Raw genomic sequence first — 17,680 nt, 5'->3', positions numbered from 1 at the left:
TGAGGGGCGGCGGACCGACGAGGTCCGCCGCGGGACGATCACTTGCAGGCCGCGGGCGCGGTGGCCGCCGCCACGTTGCGGCACAGGTCGGCCTTCGGAATCCAGCCGGCCGTCACGACGTCGCCGAGGTTGGCCGACGTGATCGCGACGGGCTTCAGGAACTTCGAGGTCATCGGCACCTTCTTCTCGCCTTCGGCCCACGTCACCGCGCCGTCGACCTTCTTGCCGCCGGCCAGGGCGACCGCGGCGGACGCGGCTTCCTTGCCCAGCACCCGGGCGTCCTTCCAGACCGACACCGTCTGCGTGCCGAGCGCCACGCGGTTCAGCGCGGCGTGGTCACCGTCCTGCCCCGACACCGGCACGCCGCGGATGCCGCGGCCCGACAGCGCCGCCACGACACCGCCGGCCGTGCCGTCGTTCGAGGCCACCACCGCATCGACCTTGTTGCCGTTGCGCGTGAGGATCTGCTCCATGTTCTTCTGTGCCACCTCGGGCTTCCAGCCTTCGGTGTACTCCTCGCCCACCACCTTCACCGCGCCGCTCTTGATGGCGTCGGCCAGCACTTCCTGCTGGCCCGCGCGCAGGAAGTCGGCGTTCGGGTCGGTGGGCGAGCCCTTGATCATCACGTAGTTGCCCTTGGGCTTGGCGGCCAGCACGGCCTTCGCCTGCAGGCGGCCCACCTCCTTGTTGTCGAAGGTGATGTAGAAGACGCCGGGCTGCTCGATCAGGCGGTCGTACGCGACGACCGGCACCTTGCGCTGCTTCGCCTTGGCGAGCGCGGGCACGATGGCGTCCTTGTCCATCGCCAGGATGATCAGCGCGTTGGCGCCCTTGGCCAGCAGGCTGTCGACGTCGGAGAGCTGCTTCTCGGGCGAACCGCCCGCGTCGGCGCTGACGTACTTCGCGCCCAGCTTCGCCAGCTGTTCCTTGATGGCGGCCTCGTCGGTCTTCCAGCGTTCCTCCTGGAAGTTGGACCAGCTCACCCCGACGGTCGTCTCGGCGAAAGCCGCGCTCGCCACCACGCTCAGGGCCACGCCGGCCCACAGTTGTCGCACGTTCTTCATGTCGTTTCCCCAGGAGATTGGATCGCGCCGACACCCGCCTCGACGCTCGCGGCCGGGCCGTGATCTCCGGCCCGGCCGCAGTATGAGGTGCGCCCATCATTTCGCCGCCGGGGGAAACCCGGAGTTCGTTTCTTTGTCGAACAAACTTGCGAAGGCGCTCCGGCGGCGCCCCCGCCGCAGACGTCGATCAACGTGGGGATTGGCAGCTTGCGGGTTCGGACCTCCAATGCCGAGGCACCGTCGCCCCCAGTCGCACTTCCGGGAGTGCGCGAACCGCAAGGAGGTGGACGGCATGCTCGACACCAGGAACGGACAAGAACTGGAAACCGGGCGCGCGGCGCTGGGCGTGACCTGAGGACCGAGAGCCCGCGATGCGACACGATTTCATGGAACTCGACTGGGAAGGCGCCGGCTACCACGGCTTCCCCGGCGGCGACGCGTCGGAGGACGAAGCGGACGCGTGGTCGGGCTTCGAGCAGGTCCTCGCTCGCGCGAAGCAAGGCGACTTCTCGGGTGTCGGCCAGCTGCCGGCGATCTACGAAGAGGCCGACTGGATGCTGGGCGCGGCGTGCGCCGAGTTGATGGGCGACATCGGAGACCGGCGTGTCCTCGAGAGCCTGCACCCGGCCGTGACGGCGATCCTCGACCCCACCTACTCGGTCGACCTGGGACGCACCCTCGCGATCGCGGGGCACCTGTCGAGCGTGCCGGTCCTGCTGGAGGCGCTCGTCAAGCTGGCCGATTTCGAGGACGCGCCCGCGCTCGTGCAGATGCTGTCCGTGATGCTGGAGCCGGAGCCCGGCGCGCTGGGCGACATCGGCCGACTGGACGACGTCGAGGCCTACGCGGACCACGTGCGCCGGCAGGCGGCCGTGGTCGCGGCCCGCACGGGCTCGCCCGATGCCGTCGTGATGTTCGGCGACGTGTTCTCCGTCGAGCGGCTCGTGGCGGTCATGCGCCAGCGGCTGGCCGAGGGCGGCCGCTTCGATCCGTACTGGCGGCACCGGTTCGAGGCCACCACGGGGGTGGACTGTTCCGGCTTCTACGAGGACGGCATCCTGCAGCCGCTGCAGGCGCTCGCCGTGATCGAGGAGTTCGAGGACCTGGGGGGCACCGGCCGGTACGAGCCGGGGCGCCGCTACTTCTTCGGGCACGTGCTGCCCGACTGACGACGGCACCGTGCCGGCGGTCCGAGGTCAGTACACGAGGGCGAAGGTGACGTAGCCGGCGCCTTCCTCGGCGAGGTGCTTGATGCCCGGCAGGCCCGCGCTGATGCCGGTGAACTTGAGGTGCCGCTGGGTCTCCCGCGCGTGTTTCGCCATCTCCAGCGCCGCGGCCATCCGGTCGTTGGCGTGGGAGGCCAGGTCGTTGTACGGGAGTTCGAGGTTCGCTCCGGCGGTCATGAGCGAATTCAGGTAGCCGGGCTTGAAGGTGTTGTTGACCACGAGATTTCTCCTTGGACGTCGGAGAGCATAGTCTTTTCGGCCGCCCCACAATATCGCCGCGCCTGAAACGTCTTCAGCGGCATGGAGCTGCCAGCGCCCTCACCCGCGATGACCCGACGAGACACCGACGACCTCACCGCCACGGTGTTGCGCGAACGTTCCCGCCTGGGGAACTTCATCCGGCGCCGGGTGCGCGATCCGGCGGAGGCCGAGGACATCCTGCAGGACGTCTTCCACCAGTTCGTGGAGGCGTACCGGCTGCCCGCCCCCGTCGAGCAGGCGACCGCCTGGCTCTACCGCGTCGCGCGGTTCCGCATCATCGACCGGTTCCGCAAGAAGAAGGAACTGGCACTGCCCGGCGAGGGCCATGGCGACGTCAAGGACGACGACGCCGACTGCCGACTCGACCTGGCCCTGCCCTCGACCGAGGCGGGGCCTGAAGCGGCCTATGCGCGATCGGTGCTGCTGACCGCGCTGGACGCGGCGCTCGACGAACTGCCGGAGAACCAGCGCGAGGTGTTCGTGGCCCACGAACTCGACGGCTGGAGCTTCAAGGAGATGGCCGCCGAAAGCGGCGTCTCCATCAACACGCTGCTGGCGCGCAAGCGCTATGCGGTGCTTCACCTGCGGGCGCGCCTGCAGGTGGTCTACGACGAACTCGATTTCTGAAGGAGCGACATCATGCGATTCAAGGTGAGGTACCTGGGCGGCGCGGTGCTGGTGGTGGCGGGCGTGGCCGCGCTGGGCGGCATGGTGATGCTGCTGTGGAACGCGGTGGTGCCCGTGGCACTACCCGACGCCGGCACCATCGACTACCCTCACGCCCTCGGGCTGCTCGTGCTGTGCCGCATCCTCTTCGGCGGCTTCCGCGGGCACGGCGGCTGGCGCGGACGACGAGGCCCCTGGGCCCGGTGGGACGCGATGACAGAGGAAGAGCGCGCCCAGTTCCGCCGCGGCGGACGCGGCCGTTGCGGTCGCCCCGAGACCGAGCGTCAACCGAGAACCGAATGACCCCCACCCTGCCCTCGCCCTCGTCGACCTTCACGGGCTACCAGAAGCTCGTGGTCGGCATGCTGGCCTTCCTGCAGTTCGCCGTCATCCTCGACTTCATGCTGATGGCGCCCCTGGGGGCGCTCATCATGCCGGCCCTGTCGGTGGACCCGCGGCAGTTCGGCCTGATCGTCTCCGGCTACGCCTTCAGCGCCGGCGCCGCCGGCCTGCTGACCGCGGGTTTCGCCGACCGCTTCGACCGCAAGAAGCTGCTGCTGTTCTTCTACGGCGGCTTCGTGCTGGGCACCGCGTGGTGCGGCCTCGCCACCAGCTTCGAGAGCCTGCTGGCCGCCCGCATCGTCACCGGCCTGTTCGGCGGCGTGATCGGGTCGGTGGTGCTCGCGATCTCGGCCGACCTGTTCCCGCCCTCGATGCGCGGCCGCGTGATGGGGATCATCCAGACGGCCTTCGCCGCCAGCCAGGTGCTGGGCATCCCGGTGGGCCTGTACCTTTCGAACCACTGGAACTGGCAGGTCCCCTTCCTCGCGATGGCGGCCTTGGGCGCCGTGGGTGGCCTCGTGGTGGCCTGGAAGATGAAACCGGTGGCCGACCACCTGAAGGAACCGCAGTCACGCAGCCCGTGGGTGCACCTGCGCCACACGCTCACCGAACCGCGGTACCTCGTGGCCTTCGCCACCACCGCGCTCGTGGCCACGGGCGGCTTCATGCTGATGCCCTTCAGCAGCGCCTTCGCCGTGAACAACCTCGGCATCGGCATGCACAGCCTGCCCACGGTCTACCTCATCACCGGGCTGTGCACCATCGGCTTCGGTCCGCTGATCGGCCGTGCCGCCGACGCCGTCGGCAAGTTCAAGGTGTTCGCAGCAGGCACGGCCGTGACCCTGGTCATGGTGCTGCTCTACACCCACCTCGGCCCCATCTCGCTGCCGATGCTGGTGCTCGTCAACGCGGTGATGTTCGTGGGCATCTTCTCCCGCGTCATCCCGTTCCAGGCCATGGTGGCCGGCATCCCCACGACGGCGCAGCGGGGCGCGTTCACGGCCATCAGCGCGTCGATCCAGCAGCTGTCGGGGGGCATCGCCTCGGTGATCGCCGGGCACATCGTCGTGCAGGGGGCCGACGGGCGGCTGCAGCATTTCGATGTGGTCGGGTACGTGGTGGTGGCAGCCTCCCTGGTGGCGCTGGGCCTCGTGTGGCTGCTGCAGAAGACGCCGGCGGCACCGGCGGCGCAGGAGGTTCAGGCGTTGCGCTGAACCGGGCCACCCCGAATCGATCTGCGCAAACCAGCCCGGAACGCCACGCTCTCCTGCGACCGCGAAGGTCCCAGGTGCGTCTTTTCCGTGTCATGGCTACACTCCACGTCCGCCGTTGGAAGGCCGGGTGAATCTCGGCTTTCCAGGAGCGGGCACCTTGATGGCGGGCGGTGGGATTCGAAAATCATCAACCAAGTCAAGGGGATCCCATGAAGAAAATCATCTCGCTGTTCCAGCGCAACCATGAAGGCAACCGCAAGGTCCGGGACGAAGTCGTTCCCGACGCGCAGTGGGTGCTCGACGGTGAAGGCAAGGCCACCCGCAAGTGGGATGGGCTTGCCGTGATGGTCAAGGACGGTTCGGTGTTCAAGCGGTACGACGCCAAGGCCGGTCGCACGCCACCGGCAGGGTTCATCCCGGCTCAGCCGGGCCCGGATCCGGTCAGCGGACACTGGCCGGGCTGGGTGGCGACCGATGGCCCGGACTCGCGCTACATCCGTGAGGCGGTGGACGCGGCGGTCGTGCGGTACCCGCAAGGCGTCCCGGACGGCACCTACGAGGTCTGCGGACCGCGCATCGGCACCCGCCATGGCGCGAATCCGGAGAACCTCACCGAGCACGTGCTCATCCCGCACGGCGAGGATGTGCTCGCGGACGCGCCGCGGAACTTCGCCGGCCTGATGGCGTACCTGCGGGACAAGCCGATCGAAGGCATCGTGTGGCATCACGCAGATGGCCGCATGGTGAAGATCAAGAAGGCCGACTTCCCGTTCTGACCCGCGCTTTGAAGGAGGAGCCCAGGCTCCTCCTTTTTGTTTCCCCGCTCCGCTTTTCTGCCCGTCCCGTTCGGGTCGCGATGTCCGCGTTCACGGAAGCCGCATCACCCAGCGCGATCAAGGATGTTTCGGTCGAGCATGCACACGGACGAAGACGGTGGGATCCAGTTGCAACTCGATCGACACGTCGGGGTTCTGCGCGACCCCGTTGATCAGCAGCACTTCGCCGGTGATGGATCGAAAGAGGCTGATGCTGTCGACCCATTTGAGTTCCACGGCGACTCGTTCGATGTCACCGGAATGCCATCGGATCGAGACGGCGCCGACGTCCATTTCGATGTGGCACTCCACCTGCTCGACACCTCGGACGGCCTTGAAAGTCAAGCCATTGAAGTCCCAGGGTACAGCGCGAACTCGAAGAACGGGTTCAACACCAAAGAACGAGATCAGCTCGAAGTCTTCAGGCCTGTTCATGGATTTCCATTCGGGGCACGGGCCTGGCGACTGGAGGCGGCCCTTCATCGGGGGGGGGGGCGACTGCATCCGGTGGATCCCGGCGTTCGCCGGGACGCAACGCAAGGGCGCGGGCGGCAACCCGCGTCACTTGCCCTTGGCGACCTCGTCCACCTCGAGCAGGCTCGCGCCATATCCGGAGTCGCACGCGGCCCCGGCATCACACACCGCCTTGCCCACGAACGGGCTCTCGCCCGGCTGGCGTGCGGCCCACAGCTGCTCGGCCTTCGCGAGATCGAACTCCGGAATCTCGTCGCCCGCCCCACGCAGCCCCACGGCCCCCAGGTCGCGTGGGTGGCGCGACACCACGGTCACGATGTGGTTCGTGCCTGCGGGACCACCCGCCGTGATCGCCCAGCTCTTTCGTGGCAGCACCACCTCGGTGTTGGCCTCGATGCGGTTGTTCTTGTCGATCTCGTTCGGGAACAGCAGGTAGAAGTGGGACTTGTCGGTGCCGCTCAGGAACACGTAGAGGTAGCCCGCCTCCTTCGACTTGACCCGGAACTGCAGGCGGTCGCGGCCGATGGTCAGCGAGGACTTGTCGGCCAGCACGTTGACACCCAGCAGCGGGTCGGCGTGCCGGACGATGTCCTGCAGGCCGGCGACCACCGTGAACGGTTCGGCCGGAGGCGGTGCGGGGGCCGGAGGCGGCGGGGCCACGGGGGCCGGCGTGGGTGCAGGGGTCGCAGCCACGACGGGCGCGGGGGCCGGAGGCTGCGGCTTCGGGCTCATCGCCCACCACGCGCCGCCTGCGGCGAGCAGCAGCGCGACGGCGCCACCGGCCACGAGGGGGGTCTTCGACGAGGAAGACGGCGCGGACGCGGGCGACGGAGTCGGCGACGCCAGCGGCGCCGGTGCGCTCAGCGGCGCCGGCCGGCTGTCCGGCCGATCCACCACCACGGTCTTGTCGAAGAATCCGTCGGACGGCGGTGGCTTCGGGGCGGGCGGCGGTGGCAGGTCCACGAGCGGCAGCGGCGCGCTGCGTTCACCGCCGCGGTCGCTCGCGCGGCGGGCCACCGGCGGGGAGACGGACGTGATCATCGCGCGCAGCGCGGCCATGTCCTGCGGGCGGTGCTCCGGCCGCACGGCCAGGCCCGCGTCGATCACGGCGAGGAACTCGGGCGTGAAGCGCCCGGCGCCCGCCTCGACGGCCGGCACCAGTTCGTCGCTGACGATGCGGCTCACCGACGGGGTGGGCGCGCGGCCCGTGACCGCGGCGTACAGCACCGCGCACAGCGCGTAGACGTCGGTCCAGGCGCCCTGCTTCATCGACGACGACTCGGCGTACTGCTCGATGGGCGCGTAGCCCGGCTTCAGGATGACCGTGAGCGCCTGCGTGGCGTCGCTGATGACGCGCCGCGCGGCGCCGAAGTCGAGCAGCACCGGGCGCACGGCGTCGGTGCCACCCACCTGGGTGCCCTGCTGCTGCAGCAGCAGGATGTTGTCGGGGGCGATGTCGCGGTGGTAGCAGCGGTTGTGGTGCATCACCTCGAGCGCGTCGATCACCGGGGCCAGCAGCGCGAGCAGCCACGATTCCGACGGTGAGCCGTGCTCCAGCAACCACTGCTTGAGCGTGGGGCCCTGGTAGTACGGCATCACCATGTAGGCCGTGCCGTTCTGCTCCCAGAAGCGGTACACCTTCACGAGCGACGGCTGGTCGAACGCGGCCAGCAGCTGGGCTTCGTTCACGAAGCTGCGGCGGCCGAGCTCGAAGGTCTCGCGCTGGCGCTCGGACCGCACCGACACCACGCCGCCGTGCGCACGCGACGCGAGCGAGGACGGCATGTATTCCTTGAGGGCCACCACCCGGCCGAGCTGGGTGTCCCGCGCGAGGTAGACGATGCCGAAGCCGCCCTCCCCGATCAGGCCCTCGATCACGTACTCCTGCAGCTTGTGGCCGATGGGCAGCGGGTTGTCGCCGGGGGGTGGCGGCGGCACGGCCGCGGCGTCGCGCGCCAGCACCATCGTGGGCTCCTCTCCGGGGGCCGGAGGAGTCGGAGGGACGGGCGCGGACGGATCGCTCATGGTCGGTACGGCTACGGCTGCGGATTCACCACTCGCCTTCGAGCATCAACGCGAAGTGCGTGGGCTCGGGCAGGCCCGCGGTGATGCTCAGGCTGGTGTCGGGTGTGTTGGCATGGTCGGGCCACCACAGGCTCTTGCCGGCGCAGACCTGCATGGCTTCGCGCAGGCCCATTCCGGCCACCCATTGTGCCAACACCGCCTCGCCGTCGAGCGAATAGCGGTCGCGGCCCGGCAGGTGGGCGACGTCGGGGCGGCGCGTGGGAAGCGCGTCGGGCCACACCGGGGCGGCCGTCAGCGCGTCGTCGAACGATTGCAGCGTGGCCGTGGGCTGCAGCGTGCCCAGCACGGCGGCCGACACGTGGTGGAACCAGCGGTCGAGGCCGGCGACACCGGACGCCGACTCCGGCGCCATGGCCGCGGACCGCGCCACCACGAGCGGGAAGTAGCGCCCGACCTTGTCGACGCTGGGCATCATCACGCCGAACCACCACTGCGGATCGACCACGCCCGGCGACAGCGCGAAGCGCCACAGCGGCCCGGTCAGGTAGACGTCGAGCCACTCGTCTCCGAGCTGCGCGCGGCTGGCTTCCATGCCTCGCGAGAGCCAGTCGTCGAGCACGTCGACGAAGGGCTGCGGCAGGCGCCGGTGGGCGAAGTCGCCGAGGACCGACAGCTTGCCGAACCAGCCGGCCGCGCCGCTGCCCTCGCCCGCCCCCACCAGCAGATCGCCGAAGCCCGTGCTGCTCACAGGCGCCCCGGGCAGTGGAAGTTGTCGATCTCGGGCAGGCGGAACGGGTTGCGCACGCTGCTGGCCGACACCACGAAGACCGCCTTGCGGCCGTCGACCGTGAACGTGGCCTTGAAACGCTCGGGCGCACCCGCGCCTTCGATCTGCTGCTTGTCGAAGAGCTTGAACAGCGCCCACGGGCCCTCGTTCACCGTGCCCGACAGACCGCCCGTGGTGGACACGGGCGTGAGCGCGATGCGCACCTGGCCCGTGCCGCGCGGGCCCGGCCACTGCACCGACATCGGGATCTGCGGGCCGTGGGCGTACTTGACCACCTGGCCGTCGATGTCGAGCGTGAACTGCGTGATGGTGGCGTCCATCTCCAGCGGCTTGAAGTCGAGGCGCAGGCCCGGCACGTTGCCGCCGGCGCGGAAGAACGTGTCGCGGATGACGGCCGCGTTCTGGAACTGCGCCAGCGTGGCGGTGTCGGCGCCCATCGAAGCCCCGTCGATCGACTTGAAGCTCCACGGCTTCGTCGTGGTGTTGACGAAGTTGGCGAGGTTCTTCTGGAAGAACGCGTCGAACAGCCCGCCCGGCGCGAACACGCGGGCGAAGTCTTCGGTGGTGACGTCGCGGCTGGCGTTGCGCTCGAACGGGTAGCGCCCGTTGATGGCCTGGCGGCAGAAGTCACCCACCTCGGCGTTCAGCGCGTTGCCGAGGTTGCTGCGCGTGATGTCGAGCGCGGCCTTGGTGCCGCTGACCGACAGCGTGTTGAGCAGCGAACGCACGGGCTCGGGCAGGCGCGCGGCCTCGGCCTTCACCTTGTTCGGCACGTCGGACGGCGGCGGCACGTTGCCGCCCTTCACCGCGGTGTCGGAGGCGTTGAGCAGCGTGTAGACCTCGCCGATCAGGCCGATGGTCTGGTCGATGGGGGCCGGACCGCCCTTCTCGCCGCCGGACGGCGACACGAGGTTGCGCAGCGCGACGAAGCGGTCGTCGACGAGGCTCTCGATCTTCGCGCCCGGGGGCAGCGGCGAGGCCGTGGAGGCACGGTTGCCCAGCAGCCGCAGCAGTTCCTCGCGCGACCGCTGGATGGCGTCGCGCGCCTTGCTCTCGGCGGCCGCGGCCACGTCGCGGTTGTCGATCAGCGTGGTTTCGCGCGACATGCCGCGCAGCAGCGGCACGAGCGGGTTGTCGGGCGCGGACAGCACGCGCGACATCTGCACCGCCTGCGCCAGGTTCGGCGTGGGCAGCATGCGCACGTCGGCGATGAACTGCTCCCACGTGGCGGCGTAGTCCGTCAGGTACAGGCGGCGCACCTCGTCGGTGAGCTGCTCCTGCACCTCGCTGTTGCGCAACGTGTTCTGGCGGCCGGTGTCGTTGACGCCGAGCACCCAACCTTCTTCGTCGGCGAGCTGGCGCGACACGCGCTCCACTTCGCGCTGGAAACCCTTGTGGTAACCGTCGTACGTGAAGAGGCCCTGCACGCCCTTCGTCAGCGGCTGGCCACTGGCCCGCGTGAACACGAGCGCGGCGCCCGGGCCGGCGGCCTTGGCCACGGTGAACTCGGGGAAGTCGCCACCCACGCCCTGGCGCTTCAGGCGCCGGTAGATGCGTTCGGTGAGCGGCGACGACACGAGGCGCGCGCGCGTCTGCGCGACGAGCTGCTTGTCCTCCGGCAGCGGCGACACCGCCTGGCCTTCGGCCAGCAGCGCGTCGAGGTGCGATTCGAGCGCGGCGCGCTGCTCGGTGGTGACCGAACGCGGCAGGTTCGTCTCCCAGTCGGCCATCACGTACAGCTTGAGCGCGGCGGGATCGAAGCGCGACGGGTCGAACAGCATCACGTAGGCCTTGAGCGCCTCGTACTGCAGTTCGGGGTTGTCGAGGCCGGTCTTGAGCCGGTCCTCGATGCCCAGCGCGATGCGCGGCAGCACCGCGTCGACCAGCATGCGGCGGTAGGCCTGCTGCGACGCCGAATCGAGCTTGCGGCCCTGGTACAGGCCGAAGCCGTACGACACCGGCACCGAGTCGCCGATGCTGGCGCGGGCCAGGTCGCGCGTGGCCTCCAACGCCGGCAGCAGCACCAGCAGGTCGGGCGAGGCGCGGTTGGGCGTGGACTGCAGCAGCGTCCGCACGTCGTTGACGGTGCCGCCCACCTTCGCCACGTAGGTCTGGTTGTTGACGTAGCTGACACCCCACGCGACCAGCGCGATGGCGGTCACGGCCGCCACCAGCGCATAGGCGCCCACGGCGAGCCAGCCGCGGCGGCGTTCCCACTTCAGGTCGGTGCCGGCGAGCGCGCTTTCGGCGAACACCACCTCGCTCAGCAGGCGCGACAGGAAGAAGCTGCGGCCGCTGGAGAGGTTGGGCGGCACCACCGTGCGTTCGAGCCGGTACGTGCGCGCGATGCGGCCGAGCATGCGGTCGATGGGCGTGCCTTCCTGCGTGCCGCTGACGAAGTACACGCCGCGCAGCAGCGGGTGGGCCTCGAACTGGGACGGCGAGAACACCTGCTCCAGGTAGTCCTTCAGCAAGCCGCGCAGCGCCTCGAACTGCTGCGGGAAGCCGTAGATGCGGGCCCGGCGCTGCGGGTCGCGCTCGAGCTGCAGGCGGTCGATCAGGCCGTCGGTGAGGCGCTTCTCGAGGGCGTCGAACTCGGTGCCGAACACCGACAGGTCGGTGTGCTGGTTCTTGTCGAGCTTGAAGGTCATGCCCCACGGCGTGGCGCGGGTGTCCTTGTCCACCTCGCCCAGCGTCTCCATGAAGCCGGACAGCAGGTCGCACTTGGTGACCAGCAGGTAGATGGGGAAGCGGATGCCCAGCTGCTGGTGCAGCTCCTGCACGCGCTGGCGCACGGCCGCGGCGTGTTGCGCGCGTTCGGCGGCATTGCGGGTGAGCAGGTCGGTGACCGAGACCGTGACCAGCACGCCGTTGAGCGGCTGGCGCGGGCGGGCGCTCTTGAGCAGGTCGAGGAACCCTTCCCAGGCCTTGCTGTCCTGGGCCTTGTGGCTGTCCTGCGTGGTGTAGCGGCCGGCGGTGTCGATCAGCACGGCCTGGTCGGTGAACCACCAGTCGCAGTTGCGGGTGCCGCCCACGCCGCGCACGGCGTGTTCACCCATCGATTCGGCGAGCGGGAACTTGAGCCCGGAGTTGATCAGCGCGGTGGTCTTGCCCGAACCCGGCGCGCCGATGATGACGTACCAGGGCAGCTCGTAGAGGTACCGCTTGCCCACGCGCGACGACAGGCCGCTCCACGCGCCGGCGAGGCCCGTCTTGCCCTGGTCGAACTTGGCGCGCTTGAGCGTCTGCAGCGCGGTGGCGAACCGTTCGCCCAGCGTCTTCAGCTCGGCGTCGGCCGGGTCGTTGGACGCGGCCTTGGCGGGCGCGAGCAACTGGTCGACGACCTTGTCGTTGGTCTTGCGCGCACGCCAGAACTGCCACAGCTTGCGCAGCACGACGAGCAGCACGATGGCGCCGATCAGCAGCCAGCGCGCGGTGGGGGTCTCGAGCGGACGCACCGCGCCGATGGCCACGAGCGGGCCCACGATCCAGATGACGATGGACAGCGCCACCAGCCCGAGGACCAGCAGCAGCCACGGGTTGAACAGCACACCGAGGATCTTCTTCATGAACCGGCTCCCTGGGCCGCGGCGGCAGCGGCGGCGGCACCGCCCCGCTGGACGAACAAGGTGATCTCGACGCGCCGGTTCAGCGCGCGGTTGGCGGCGGTGTCGTTGGCCGCCACGGGTTCGCCGTCGGCGCGGCCTTCGGCCTTCAGCCGGTCGGGCGTGACCCCGTCGGCCTGGAGGATGTCGCGCACGGTCTTCGCACGCTCTTCCGACAGGTGCCAGTTGGACGGGAACTGCGCGGTGTGGATGCGCACGTTGTCGGTGTGGCCGGTGACGAGCACCTGGCCCGGCACCTTCGTGAGCGCGTCGGCGATGCGCTTCATCAGCGCCTCGCGTTCCTTCGTGAGCGTGGCGCTCGCAGGTGCGAACAGCCCGTCGCCGCGCACGATGACCACGCTGCGGTCCACCTCGTCGCGCACCGTGACCAGCTCGGCCTTGATCTCGCTGACGAGGAACTGGGCCAGGCGCGGCGTGGGCGCCGGCAGCTTCACCGGCGGCGTGGGTGGCAGCAGGCGCAACTCCTGGATCTGGCCGAAGACCGGGTCCGACTCCGAACTGAGGCGCGCGGACAGGAACCAGTAGACGGCCAGCAGCAGCAGCGCCACGACCGCCGCGGTGACCCACAGCGGCAGCCACGTGAGCATGGTGCGGCGCGGCGGCTTCTCGCCTCGCCAGTTCTGCGCGAGCGCCGGGGCGTAGCCGCCGCGCTCCTTGCCGAGGATCTGGGCGAGGCGCTCGCGCACCGCCTCGAGCTGCGCCTTGCCGCCGTCGACGACGCGGTAGCGCCCTTCGAAGCCGAGGCACAGCGCGGCGTAGATGAGTTCGAGCAGGTCGCGGTTGGCCTGCGGGTTCTCCGCGAGCTTGGCCATCAGCTGGAAGACCTTCTCGCCGCCGCCCGTCTCGTTGTGGAACATCGCGAGCAGGCTGTGGCGGCCCCACTGGCCCGAGGCGCCCCACGGCATGGTGGCGGCCACCTCGTCGAGCAGCGTGCACAGCACGTAGCGCGCGGCCAGCACGCGTTCCGGTGCGATGTTGCGCGCGCGGGCCTGCGATTCGAATTCGCGCAGGCCCTGGGCGATGGACTCGCGCAGCGCACCGGGATCGGCCAGCCGCGTGGTGGAGCGGATCTGCGGGACCAGCGCGAGCAGCGGGTTCGCGAGCGCGACGAGCGGGTTCAGGCCGCTCTCGGGCAGGCCGATGTCGGGCGCCACGTCGGCGCCGGTGGGCAGCGGCCCGCGCGCGGCGGTGGTGGCCGGCGGCGCGCCGCGGCCGCCCGGGGTGGGCATGATGAACGTGCGGCCGCCGTCGAGGTCGGCAAACGGGTCATCCGGTGTCGGTGTACTCATCGGGAGGCTTTCAGGTCACCGGCGGGCCCGCGGCCGCGCCGTGCCGGTTGTCACTTGCGGATGGCCCACAGTTCGAGTTCCAGCCCGGGGAAATCGCCCGAGATGTGCATCGCCATGCTGCCGTTGGTCTCGATCAGCTTCCACAGGTCGTCGGAGCGGTCGAGTTCGAAATAGAAGAAGCCCGCGTGGAACGGCAGCTGCCGCGGCGCCACCGGCAGCGGCCGCAGGCCGATGCCGGGCAGCTGCAGGTTCACGAGGTCGCGGATCTTGTCGACCGGGCCCAGCTTGGTGGTGGCCGGGAAACGCTGGCGCAGCTGCTCGCCGGGCACCTGGGCGTTGACGGCCAGCACGAAGGTGCCGTTGCGCACGAGTTCCAGGTCGGACACGACGGCGGTGCGCACGTTGTGCTTGCGGTCGACCAGCTCGATCTGCAGGGCGTTCTGCTCGAGCACCGACGTGAGCATGCGCCGCAGCTCGTCGAACACCGGCGTGAAGGTGCCGCGCAAATCGTCGTGGCGGTACGGCGGGAACACCGGCGGGCGGCGCGTGTTGCTCGCGAGCGTGGCCAGGTCGCCGGCCAGGCGCAGGCAGTCGCGGTGCAGCTCGCGCGGATGCGCATTGGGCGTGGCGGTGTGCTGGCTGAAGATGGGCTCGTTGCGGTTGAGCGTCTGCAGCATCAGGAAATCGGCCAGCTCGGACACCCCGCTGCTCAGCTGCCCCATGCGCGCGGCGAGTGCCTGCGCCCGCTGCTGGATCAGGCCGTGCAGCAGCGCGCTGCTGGCCGAGAGCTGGGCCGACGTGTCGAGGTTGACCTGCGGCGGGATGTAGTGGCGGTCGAGCGTGACCTGGCCGTCGCTGCGGCGCTCGGCCACGAAGGCCACACCCAGCAGCGCGTAGGCATCGGTGGCGTCCTTCGCCCGCACGAGGCGCGCGCGCAGGCGGCCCGTCTGGATGGTGGTGGGTTCGTCGGACGCGTCGGTGTTGTCGCGCACGTTTTCCTCGGCCGCGTCGAAGCGGGCGAGTTCACCGGCGTCGGCCGTGCCGAAGTCGACCTCGTTCAGGCCCTCGCGCTGCAGCGGCACGGCGAGGTAGACGACCTCACCCTTCGAGTCGGGCGGCACCTCGAGCGGGGACGGCAGCGGATCGAGCAGCGGCATCGCGAACGGCGTGCCGTCGGGCAGCAGGCCGGACGCGCGCGCCAGGCCCACCTTGCCCAGGGCCAGCAGCCCCTCGTCGAGCTCGAGTTCGGCGAAGCCCCAGGCGAACGGGGACAGGGTGCGCACGCGGGCGTCCACCAGCCGTTCGAGGTAGCGGGTTTCCTGCTGGAAATGGTGGGGCTGCAGGAACATCCCCGAAGACCAGACGACCTTGGCGCGCCAGCTCATGTTGTTGTGCCCGGAAGAGAATTTCGGAACGACGTGCGGGAAAGAGCGGCCCCGCTCACTCGTCGCGGGTGATGGTGACGTTGACGTCGTCGATCTTGATCTTCATGGTGTTGGTCTTGCCGGCCACCACGGGCGCGGCCACGCGCCAGCGGGCGCGCTCGAGGTCGCGGAACGCGGCCACCACGCCGATGAACTTGGCGTCGGCCCCGAGCGTCTTGTTGACGGCCTTCACGTCGTTCGGCCGCAGCACGAATTCCTCGCGGGACAGCAGCTCGGCGCCGAGCGTGGCCTGGTCCTTCTCGAAGAGCGTGACGAAGTCGGTGGACTCGAACAGCGCGGTGGACTTCAGCTCGTACACCCGCACGATGACCGGCGACGGGCGCTTGCGCGAATCGGGGTTCACGTTCGGGCCGACGATGGCGGTGGACACCAGCGTGGTCTTGGCCGGCGGCAGGATCACGGGGGCGGAGCCGCAGCCGGCGAGCACGGCGGCCAGCACGGCGGCGGCGGCCAGGCGCGCGCGGGTCGAACGGAAGGTGGAGGCGAGGCGTTGCATGGGCATGGGGTCCGGGACCGGTTCGGATTCGGCGGCGCGCAGGCCCGCCCCGGGGCGGACGCGATCGAGCCGCATGGAGAATACCGGGGCCCCCACGGGGCGGCGCGTGACTTAGGTAATGCGCCGACGACACAGCCGTGCCACCCCGCGCGGCACGGATTGACGAAGGTCAGTTGGCCCGCGCGTGGCGCCGGTCCAGACTCGGGATCTTCCGACTGCCCGGCCGCGCCATGACCGACAGAGCCCTGCTCCCTGCCCTGCTCCTCGTGCTGGCCGGCTGCGCCGCCCCGCCCGCGCCCACCGGCGACGCGCCGGCGACCGCGCCCGCCGAAGTCCCCCGGGCGGTGGCGGTCGCCCCGGACTCACCCACCCCGTCCGCCCGCCCCCCGGCCAAGGCCCCGGCCGCCAAGACCGCCCGGGCCGTGCCGAAGGAGGTGCGCACCCGCAACGCGATGTTCAAGCTCTCGGGCTTCGACGAACTGCCCGGCTGGCAGCAGGACGACATCCGCGCCGGCTGGGGCGCCTTCCGCAACTCGTGCGGCCCGCTGCAGAAGCGCGCCGAATGGCGCGAGCTGTGCGCCGCCTCCGCCGCCGTGCCCCCCACCGAAAAGGCGATGCGCGCCTTCTTCGAGGCGCACTTCACCGTGCTGCGCATCCTCAACACCGACGCCACGCCCGAGGGCGACGTCACCGGCTACTTCGAACCGCTGCTCGAGGGCCAGGCCACGCGCGGCGGCGAGTACGTCTACCCCGTGCTCGGCGTGCCGCGCGGCCTCTACAGCCTCGACTGGGGCCAGGTGCCCGCGGCCCAGCGCGGCGGCATCGTGCGGGTGCGCCCGCAGGGCGACCGCCTCGTGCTGACCACCGGCACCGGGCCGGGCACCTATGCGATGGACCTGCGCCGCTTCGTGCTCGACGACCGCGACCGCAAGCTGCGCCTGCGACTGGTGGATGGCGCACAGGCGCGTGTCGAGCCGTACTACACCCGTGCCGAGCTCGAGGCACTGGGCCTGCCCGGCGGCGTGGACGCGCCGGTGCTCGCGTGGGTCAACGACCCGCTCGCCCTGTACGCGATGCAGGTGCAGGGCTCCGGCCGCATCCTGATGCCCGACACCTCGGTGCTGCGCGTGCAGTACGCCGAGCAGAACGGCCACCCGTTCCGGCCGCTGCGCGTGGTGCCGAAGGCCAAACCCGTGACCCGCGGGGCCGCGGGCGAGACGCCCGAGACCTTCGTGATCGAAGGCGACGACGAGGCGCCGGTGGACGGCGCCGTGGTCACGCGCGGGGGCCGGCCTGCCGCCGCCCCGGCCCAGGCGTCCGCCGCCGGGGACCCGCTCGTGGACGAACTGCTCAAGGGCGCCCGCAAGCCGGCGGCGAAACCCTCCACGCCGGCAGCCACCACCCCGGCCCCGGCTGCGCGGCCGCAGTCCGCCGCCGTCGAACCCCGGCGCGCCCCGCCCGCCCCGGCGCGGCTGAACACCGACCCGAGCTATGTCTTCTTCAAGGTCTCGGCCGACCGCCGCCCGAACAGCGAGGGCCCGCCGGGCGCCCTGGGCGTGCCGCTGACCGCCGGCCGGTCGGTGGCGGTGGACCCGCGGGTCACGCCGCTCGGCTACCCGATGTACCTGAGCGCGCCGCCCCCGAGCGGCTCGCGCGTGCAGGTGCAGCGCCTGGTGTTCGCGCAGGACACCGGCGGAGCCATCCGCGGCGCGCTGCGCGCCGACTACTTCTGGGGCTTCGGCGCCGAGGCCGGCCAGATGGCCCGCAGCACCCGCCACCGCGGCCAGATGTGGGTGATGCTGCCGAACGCCGAGGCGGCGCGTCTCTCCAGCAGCCGCCTCGTCACACGGGGCGCGGCCGCGGGCGACACGGTGGAGAGCAACGGCCAGTGCCTCGTCGACGACGGCGAGTTCTGCTCCGAACTGCCGGAATGAGGTGACGCGCTACCAT

At 70.5% G+C, this 17,680-nt stretch carries 15 protein-coding genes; 6 read left to right on the top strand and 9 right to left on the bottom strand.

What is annotated here, in order from left to right; all coding sequences use genetic code 11:
• Positions 1-38 precede the first annotated feature (38 nt).
• Entirely contained in the window at positions 39-1,064 is a 1,026-nt protein-coding gene (gene xylF, locus A4W93_RS12540) for a D-xylose ABC transporter substrate-binding protein (protein ID WP_085750920.1), read from the bottom strand.
• A gap of 371 nt (positions 1,065-1,435) precedes the next feature.
• Between xylF and A4W93_RS12535 the strand changes: the two genes are divergently transcribed.
• Positions 1,436-2,233, top strand: a complete 798-nt coding sequence (locus A4W93_RS12535; protein ID WP_157131645.1) for a hypothetical protein — start codon at positions 1,436-1,438, stop codon at positions 2,231-2,233.
• A gap of 27 nt (positions 2,234-2,260) precedes the next feature.
• Here the strand turns inward: A4W93_RS12535 and A4W93_RS12530 are convergent, their stop codons facing one another.
• Positions 2,261-2,509: a hypothetical protein gene (locus A4W93_RS12530; protein WP_085750918.1), complete on the bottom strand. Its 249-nt coding sequence runs from the start codon at positions 2,507-2,509 to the stop codon at positions 2,261-2,263.
• Between the two features lie 108 nt (positions 2,510-2,617).
• Here A4W93_RS12530 and A4W93_RS12525 point away from each other — a divergent pair, with 108 nt between their 5' ends.
• From A4W93_RS12525 to A4W93_RS12510, 4 genes are all read left to right on the top strand, one after another.
• Positions 2,618-3,178, top strand: coding sequence for an RNA polymerase sigma factor (locus tag A4W93_RS12525; RefSeq protein WP_085750917.1), 561 nt, complete (start codon positions 2,618-2,620; stop codon positions 3,176-3,178).
• Positions 3,179-3,190: 12 nt separating this feature from the next.
• Positions 3,191-3,520, top strand: coding sequence for a hypothetical protein (locus A4W93_RS12520; protein WP_085750916.1), 330 nt, complete (start codon positions 3,191-3,193; stop codon positions 3,518-3,520).
• Positions 3,517-4,773 carry an MFS transporter gene (locus A4W93_RS12515; protein ID WP_085750915.1) on the top strand — a complete coding sequence of 419 codons (1,257 nt, stop codon included), beginning with the start codon at positions 3,517-3,519 and terminating at the stop codon, positions 4,771-4,773. Before A4W93_RS12520 ends, A4W93_RS12515 begins: the two co-directional genes overlap by 4 nt.
• 209 nt (positions 4,774-4,982) lie before the next feature.
• Positions 4,983-5,549 carry a DUF5565 family protein gene (locus tag A4W93_RS12510; protein WP_085750914.1) on the top strand — a complete coding sequence of 189 codons (567 nt, stop codon included), beginning with the start codon at positions 4,983-4,985 and terminating at the stop codon, positions 5,547-5,549.
• 117 nt (positions 5,550-5,666) lie between these two features.
• Here A4W93_RS12510 and A4W93_RS29635 read toward each other — a convergent pair whose 3' ends face one another.
• From A4W93_RS29635 to tssJ, 7 genes are all read right to left on the bottom strand, one after another.
• On the bottom strand, positions 5,667-6,023 hold the full coding sequence (locus tag A4W93_RS29635) for a hypothetical protein (protein ID WP_157131644.1): 357 nt from the start codon (positions 6,021-6,023) through the stop codon (positions 5,667-5,669).
• 126 nt (positions 6,024-6,149) lie between these two features.
• On the bottom strand, positions 6,150-8,087 hold the full coding sequence (locus tag A4W93_RS12500) for a serine/threonine-protein kinase (protein ID WP_085750912.1): 1,938 nt from the start codon (positions 8,085-8,087) through the stop codon (positions 6,150-6,152).
• A 25-nt stretch (positions 8,088-8,112) separates the two neighbouring features.
• Positions 8,113-8,835, bottom strand: a complete 723-nt coding sequence (gene tagF, locus A4W93_RS12495; protein WP_157782149.1) for a type VI secretion system-associated protein TagF — start codon at positions 8,833-8,835, stop codon at positions 8,113-8,115.
• The gene (tssM, locus tag A4W93_RS12490) at positions 8,832-12,443 is read right to left on the bottom strand and encodes a type VI secretion system membrane subunit TssM (protein WP_085750910.1); all 3,612 of its coding nucleotides are present in this window, start codon (positions 12,441-12,443) and stop codon (positions 8,832-8,834) included. The genes tagF and tssM overlap by 4 nt, the downstream gene beginning before the upstream one ends.
• Complete coding sequence (locus A4W93_RS12485; protein WP_085750909.1) at positions 12,440-13,789, bottom strand: DotU family type VI secretion system protein; 1,350 nt, start codon at positions 13,787-13,789, stop codon at positions 12,440-12,442. The genes tssM and A4W93_RS12485 overlap by 4 nt, the downstream gene beginning before the upstream one ends.
• A gap of 50 nt (positions 13,790-13,839) precedes the next feature.
• A complete protein-coding gene (gene tssK / locus A4W93_RS12480; RefSeq protein WP_085750908.1) occupies positions 13,840-15,174 on the bottom strand; it encodes a type VI secretion system baseplate subunit TssK in 1,335 nt (444 codons plus the stop codon).
• Positions 15,175-15,229: 55 nt separating this feature from the next.
• A complete protein-coding gene (gene tssJ, locus A4W93_RS12475) occupies positions 15,230-15,730 on the bottom strand; it encodes a type VI secretion system lipoprotein TssJ (protein WP_085754150.1) in 501 nt (166 codons plus the stop codon).
• Positions 15,731-15,960: 230 nt separating this feature from the next.
• Here tssJ and A4W93_RS30405 point away from each other — a divergent pair, with 230 nt between their 5' ends.
• Positions 15,961-17,664 carry an MltA domain-containing protein gene (locus A4W93_RS30405; RefSeq protein ID WP_085750907.1) on the top strand — a complete coding sequence of 568 codons (1,704 nt, stop codon included), beginning with the start codon at positions 15,961-15,963 and terminating at the stop codon, positions 17,662-17,664.
• Positions 17,665-17,680 lie beyond the last annotated feature (16 nt).

The organism is Piscinibacter gummiphilus (assembly GCF_002116905.1).
Classification (GTDB): Bacteria; Pseudomonadota; Gammaproteobacteria; order Burkholderiales; family Burkholderiaceae_C; genus Rhizobacter; species Rhizobacter gummiphilus.
Note: the sequence above shows the minus strand (reverse complement) of the source record. Positions and strands in the feature narration are given on the sequence as shown.